The 5,865-nt window shown below is 66.3% G+C and carries 3 protein-coding genes; 1 reads left to right on the top strand and 2 read right to left on the bottom strand.

From position 1 onward, the window contains the following. On the bottom strand, window positions 1–652 hold a 652-nt coding region (locus tag G3436_RS24155), incomplete at its 3' end, for a transglycosylase domain-containing protein (protein ID WP_420801251.1). Between the two features lie 95 nt (window positions 653–747). Here G3436_RS24155 and G3436_RS24150 point away from each other — a divergent pair. Beyond that, entirely contained in the window at window positions 748–1,041 is a 294-nt protein-coding gene (locus G3436_RS24150; RefSeq protein WP_163950353.1) for a hypothetical protein, read from the top strand. A gap of 86 nt (window positions 1,042–1,127) precedes the next feature. Here the strand turns inward: G3436_RS24150 and G3436_RS24145 are convergent. Next, a partial coding sequence (locus tag G3436_RS24145; protein WP_163950350.1) for an alpha-2-macroglobulin family protein occupies window positions 1,128–5,865 on the bottom strand: 4,738 nt, incomplete at its 5' end.

The raw sequence follows: 5,865 nt of genomic DNA, 5'->3' as shown, positions 1-5,865 counted from the left end.
CGGGGTGGCGGTCGGGGCGCAGCCGCTGGGGCCTGGGGGCAGGTACCGCGAGCAGCGCCGCCTCGGCCGGCGTCAGGTGCAAGGGCGACTTGCCCAGGTACGCCCAACTGGCTGCGGCCACGCCCTGCAGGGTGCCACCGAACGGCGCGCGGTTGAGGTACAGCTCAAGGATCTGCTGCTTGGACAGGTGCCATTCAAGCTGCAAGGTACGCCACACCTGGCGCAGCTTGCCCGGCAAGGTGCGTGAATGCGGGTCGAGCAGGCGCGCCACCTGCATCGACAGGGTGCTGCCGCCAGACAGCACGCGCCCGCCCGTCAGGTTCTGCCAGGTAGCGCGGCCCAGGGCCAGCGGGTTGACCCCGGGGTGCTGGTAGAACCAGCGGTCTTCATAGGTGAGCAATGCCTCCAGGTAGTACGGCGACACCTGCTCGGCGCTCACCGGGTAGCGCCATACGCCTTCGGCATCGGCGAAACGCCATAGCGGCGTGCCATCTTCGGCCAGCACCACGCGGGCCAGGTCGTCGGCGGGCAGCGGCAGCGGCCACAGGCGGTCGGCCAGCCACAGCGAGGTACACAGCAGCAGGCTGCCGGCGCCCAGGACATACAGCAGTCTGGCGCGGCGGGTACGCGGGCGGGCTAAGCTGAATTTCACGCGCGGGCACCTTTTTCCATGGGCAAGGAACCGACCCGGCCCGACAATGACCAACGTTCAGGGCACGGCACATCGGCCGTCATCAGGAAGTGACTATGCATGTAGAAGGTTTTTTCGGTTGGCTGGGGAACGCACTGGGCCTGTTGATCCACTTCGTGGTCGAAACGTTCAGCGGGCTGTTCAACCTGCTGGCCAATGCCGGCGGTGATTTCATCGATGGCCTGGCACGCACGCTGGGCATGGATACCTCGCTGATCAGCATCCTGCTGCTGATCGTCGGGTTGCTGCTGCTGTACTCGGCGGTGCGCGCCTTCATGCGCGCCTCGATCATCATGGGGATCATCTGGCTGATGCTGGGGTTGTGGGTGTTGAGCTGGGTGGTGCGCTAGACGCTTCGCTGGCAAGCCAGCCCTCACAGGGTTTTGCGTGCACCGCTAAACCTGTGGGGGCTGGCTTGCCAGCGAAGGGGCCGTGACTAGCGCCCCAGAATCACCATGTCACCCGGCGACTCGCCCACCGCCTGCCAGTTGGGCCGGTACATCGACTCGACCTGCACCGGTGGCACCCGGTAGGTACCCGGCGTCACCGCGCGCGCCAGGTAGAGCAAGTGCGTGACCCCGTACGGGTCGACGCTCATCGCCGCCACGTAACGGTCATCGCGAAACTCCTGGTGCACCACGTTGGCGTTCTGCATCGCATCGCGCCATTCCTTCACTGCACTGCTGGCGTTGTCCAGGCTCGCCGCGCTTTGCGCCAGGTTCTGGTTTTCCAGCTCCAGGCCCGCCGGCAGCAGGTCGACGATCAACGCATCCGGCACCCGCTCGTTGGCGCGAATGCCGATATGCACCAGCACCAGGTCACCACTCTTGAGCGCCTTGATGTTCAGCGGGCGGCCGTTCATGCCGAGGAACTCGCGGTAGATGCTCATGTTGGTGCCCACCGCACGCGGCGCATGGCGCGGGTAACCCGACACGGTCAACTGCTGGTACACGGTGTTGGCGCCGCCATTGGTGACCGTCAGCGGCGAGGCCAGCAACGGCCCTTCGAGCTTGAGCCCTGGTTGTGCCGGGCCCAGCTCGCGCTGTTCACCAGCGCTGTCCAGGCGGGCACTCCAGCTGCCTTCGGGCTGCTTGAGCATGGCGCGCCCGGCCAGGAACAGTGCATTGCGCTCCTGGGTCGAGAGGTACCAGCTGCTTGCCATCTTGTCCGACAGCTCGAACAGGCGTTGGTCGAGCTTGTCGCTGGCCAGCTTGTTCTCTTCGAGCAACGCCAGGATCAGCGCTTCGTCGCGCACCGGGCTGCCGTAGTCGCTCAGCCACTCGTCGGCGCGCTTGGCCGCAAGGCCGGCTTGCAACGCCTGCGCCGAGCGCGGTTTGTCGCCCATCTTGTCCAGTGCGATCGACAGCTGCACCAGCGGCAGGCCCGAGCGTGCATCGGTGCGACGTTCGAACAGGCTGCGCAAGGCACCCAGCGGCGCCTGCTGGGTACGCGCCAGCACCAGCGCCGCGTAGGCCTGTACCGCAAAGCGGCTGTGCTCGGCATTGCGCGTGTAGGACGGCTCGATCAGGTTGCGCTCCTGCAGGTAGCGCAGCAGACGCTCGTTGGCCTTTTTCAGCGCCTCGGCCGGCACCGCGTAGCCCTGTTCGCGGGCGCGCTGGAGGAAATCGGTGACGTACGCGGTCAGCCAGTACTCCTCGGTGTCATCCGGGCCCCACAGACCGAAGCTGCCGTTGTGGCGCTGCATGCCGAGCAGGTGCTCGATGCCCATCTCGATCTTGCGCTGACGCACCTTGGGCTCTTCACCGCTGATGCCCAGGCGCTTGAGCGTTGCCGCATCGGCATACAGCGACGGGTACAGGCCGCTGGTGGTCTGCTCCAGGCAGCCATACGGGTAGGCTTCGAGCGCACGGATCTGCTCGGCGATGTTCAGCGGCGGACGGCTCGACAGCGACAGCATGGCCTCCAGGCCTTGCGGTTCAAAGGTCGCCAGATCCTCGGCGGGCAGGGTCCACGGCTGGTCGCCGAGGGCCACACGATAGTGCTTGAGTTGCGCCGGGTAAGCCGGGCGAATGCCCAGGGTCCATTCGCGGCTGAACGCCGTGTTCGGCTCGCCCGGCAGTACCAACCCACTGACCTGCACCTTGACCTTGCCCTGGCCCAGGCCACCCACGGCCTGTACCGACAGCAACGAGGTAACACGCTGCCCGTCGCGCAGGCTCAACGGCTGCTCGGCGGGGGTCAGCAGGTTCAACTGGCCTTCGGTGCTGACCTTGATGGTGAATTTCTGCGCCTTGCCGGACAGGTTGGACAGGTCCAGCGCCAGCTCGGTGCGGTCGCCGCCCGCCAGGAACCGCGGTGCCGACAGCTCGGCGATCAAGGGCGCAGCCACCACGGTCTTGGCCTCGGCCATGCCGAAGCGGTCCTCGGTCCAGGCCTGGGCCATGACGCGCAGCTCACCGTTGAAGTCGGGGATGTCCACCGTCGCCTGGCCTTCACCCTTGGCATCGAGGGTCACCGGCGCACTTTGCAGTGCGACGATGTTCACACTGGTGTTGGGGCGCTTGCCGCCCTTGGCCATGGCCGCGTCACCACCGAATGCCAGGCTCGCCAGGCGGCCCTGCCCGGCTTCGATCAACTGGCCATAGATGTCCAGCTGGTCGGCACCGTAGGCCTTGCGGCCGAACATGCCGGTGAACGGGTCCGGCGTGGCGAAGCGGGTGATGTTGAGAATGCCCACGTCGACGGCGGCCAGCAGCACATGCACCTGCTTGGGCACGCTGCCATCGGCGTTGCGCGCCTGCACCTTGACGGTCAGCGGCTGCTTGGGACGCATCTTTTGCGGTGCCGTGAGGGTCAGCGCCAGCTTGCGCTCGGCGCGGTTCAACGGCAGGTGCAGCACACCCACGGCACGTTTTGGCGTGGCGTTGGCCTTGCGCTCGCCCGGGCGGATCACCAGGGCGCTGACATACAGGTCGTGACGTGCCCATTTGGGGTCGAGCTTGACGGCAAAGGTCTTGCCTTCGGCCGGCACATCGATCTCTTCCCACCACAGCGGGCCGTCATTGCCTTCGACAATCAGGTAACCCTTGCCGGCCGCTGGCGGGGTGACGGTGACCTGCGCGGTGGCGCCGTCGGCGTAGGCAGGCTTGTCCAGCGCCAGCTTGACCTGGTCGGGACGCACCGCGCCGCCTTCGGCGTTGTCCTGGGCACGGTAGCCGGCCCAGAAGCGCAGGCTGCTGGTGACGCCGGTGGCCGGGTCTTCGACCTCGACGCGATACGGGCCCCACTCCACCGGGAAGCTCATCTTGGTGGTGCTGCCGGCCTTCACGCTGACCGTCTCCTCGGACTGGGTCAGGAATTTCTCGTTGAAGTTGTAGTTCCAGCCGTCGCTCTGCGAGTAGTTCCAGTAATAGTCACGGCGCTCCTGAATCAAGCGCACGCGCAGGTTGCTGGCGGCGAGCTTGTGGCCCTCGCGATCGGCCATCAACAGCTCGATCTCTACCGGCACACCGCCGTCGGTCTCTTCACCCTCGAACAGGCCGCGCAGGCCCGGCATCTGGTCGGCCGGCCAGATCGGCTGGTCCAGGCGCCGGGTGATCGGACGGCCACCGGACTCCTGCAGGCTGGCCTGCACGCTCAGTTGCAGCGGCGAACGCGCTTCGGACCACTTGCTCTCGATGCTCAGGGTTGCATCGCCCGCGGCATCCAGGGTGGTTTCTTCCAGTTCCAGGTCGTGGCTCAGGTCCTCTTCGGTGATCGAACCGAACTGATAACTCGGCAAGGCCGGTACCGCTTCACGCAACGGGCGCACATACACCTGGCCGCTGAGGCGGTTGCCCGACGCCGGGGCGCCGTACAGGTAGCGGCCATTGACCTGAATCTCGGCGGTTTGGTCCGGGCTCAACGGCGTTTCGCTGCCCTTGAGTTCGAGGGCCATGCGCTCGGGCATGAAGTCTTCGACGAGGAATTCGTGGACCTGCTTCTTGCCGCCCCCCAGGTCGAACACCAGTTGCCAGCGCCCGGTCGGCGCTTCGCTGGCGAGCTGCAGCTGGTACTGGTAGAAGCCATTGGCATCAGCCTCCCAGACGAACTTGCGATTGACCTGGTCGTCGGGCCGGCGCACTTCCACGGTGACCGGCTGGGCCTTCACCGGCTTGCCGTCCTGGTCGCGCAGCAGGCCGTTGAGCAGCACGGTTTCACCGGGGCGATACAGGTCGCGCGGGCCAAACACGAAGAACTGCAACGGGTTGGCCTGCGGGCCGGTAATGGCAAACTCGGACAGGTCCAGCGCAGCGCTGTTCAGGCGCAGCAGGGTGGTGTGCACGCCCTGCTTGGCCAGCATCAATTCGGCCTTGGGCGTGAGCGGCAGTTGCGCGTGCCCGGTGCCGTCGGTGTTGGCCTGGGCCAGCAGCTTGCCGGCATTGTCGAGCAGCTCGAGGCTGACCCCGTCCAGTGCCTTGCCGCCTTCCAGCGCCTGGGTGAACACATCCAGGCGGTTGCTGTAGCGGTGCGCCGACACGCCGATGTCACTCAGGGTGAACAGCGTGGCCGGTTGCGAATAGTCGTAGCGCCCCGAGGCGCGCATCACCGCCAGGTACACCCCGGGCGCCTGCAGGGGCTTGATCCCGGCAATCGGCAGCAGCAGGGTTTCACGCGTGTTGCGCGCCGGGTTCAGGTCGAAGCGGCCGCCATACACCAGTTCGGCCATGTTCAGCATGTCTTGCGAGTTGTAGTACTCCAGCGAGGTATTGCGGCCCCAGCTGGCAAGAAAGGTCGACATCGATTCGGGCTTGATGCGGAAGAACTCCACATCCACCTTGTCGATGTTCATCGCGATCACCGGCAGGCCTTCGGCAAGCCGCGTGGGCAACAGCGAGCCACGGCTGGCGAAGCCGACACTGGGCTGTACGTCGCGGGTTTCGAGACGGCTGACGTATTCGGCGGCGAGCTTCTTGCCGTTCACCGACAGCAGGCCGGCGTCCACGGTCAGCACCAGCTTGCGTTGCGGCTCAAGGTGGCGCAGGCGCAGCTCCATCTGGTTGTCGCTGAGCTCCCAGGCGCCGTCGACCTTGCCCTTGACGGTGTCGACCAGGTGCAGACGCTCGGCGAATGCCTGGTCCTTGTCCAGCGGTGCCGAGAAGGTTACCGACAGGGCGCTCGCGCCGTCGACCTGCAGTTCGGAGACGTCGACCACCACCAGCTCGCGGCCGGCA

The organism is Pseudomonas brassicae (assembly GCF_010671725.1).
GTDB classification, from domain to species: domain Bacteria; phylum Pseudomonadota; class Gammaproteobacteria; order Pseudomonadales; family Pseudomonadaceae; genus Aquipseudomonas; species Aquipseudomonas brassicae.
This window is presented reverse-complemented; position numbering and strand designations above follow the sequence as displayed.

Bases quoted from the DNA above. Each gene is read 5' to 3' on its own strand.
- G3436_RS24150 (WP_163950353.1), top strand. From the start codon at position 748: ATGCATGTAGAAGGTTTTTTCGGTTGGCTGGGGAACGCACTGGGCCTG.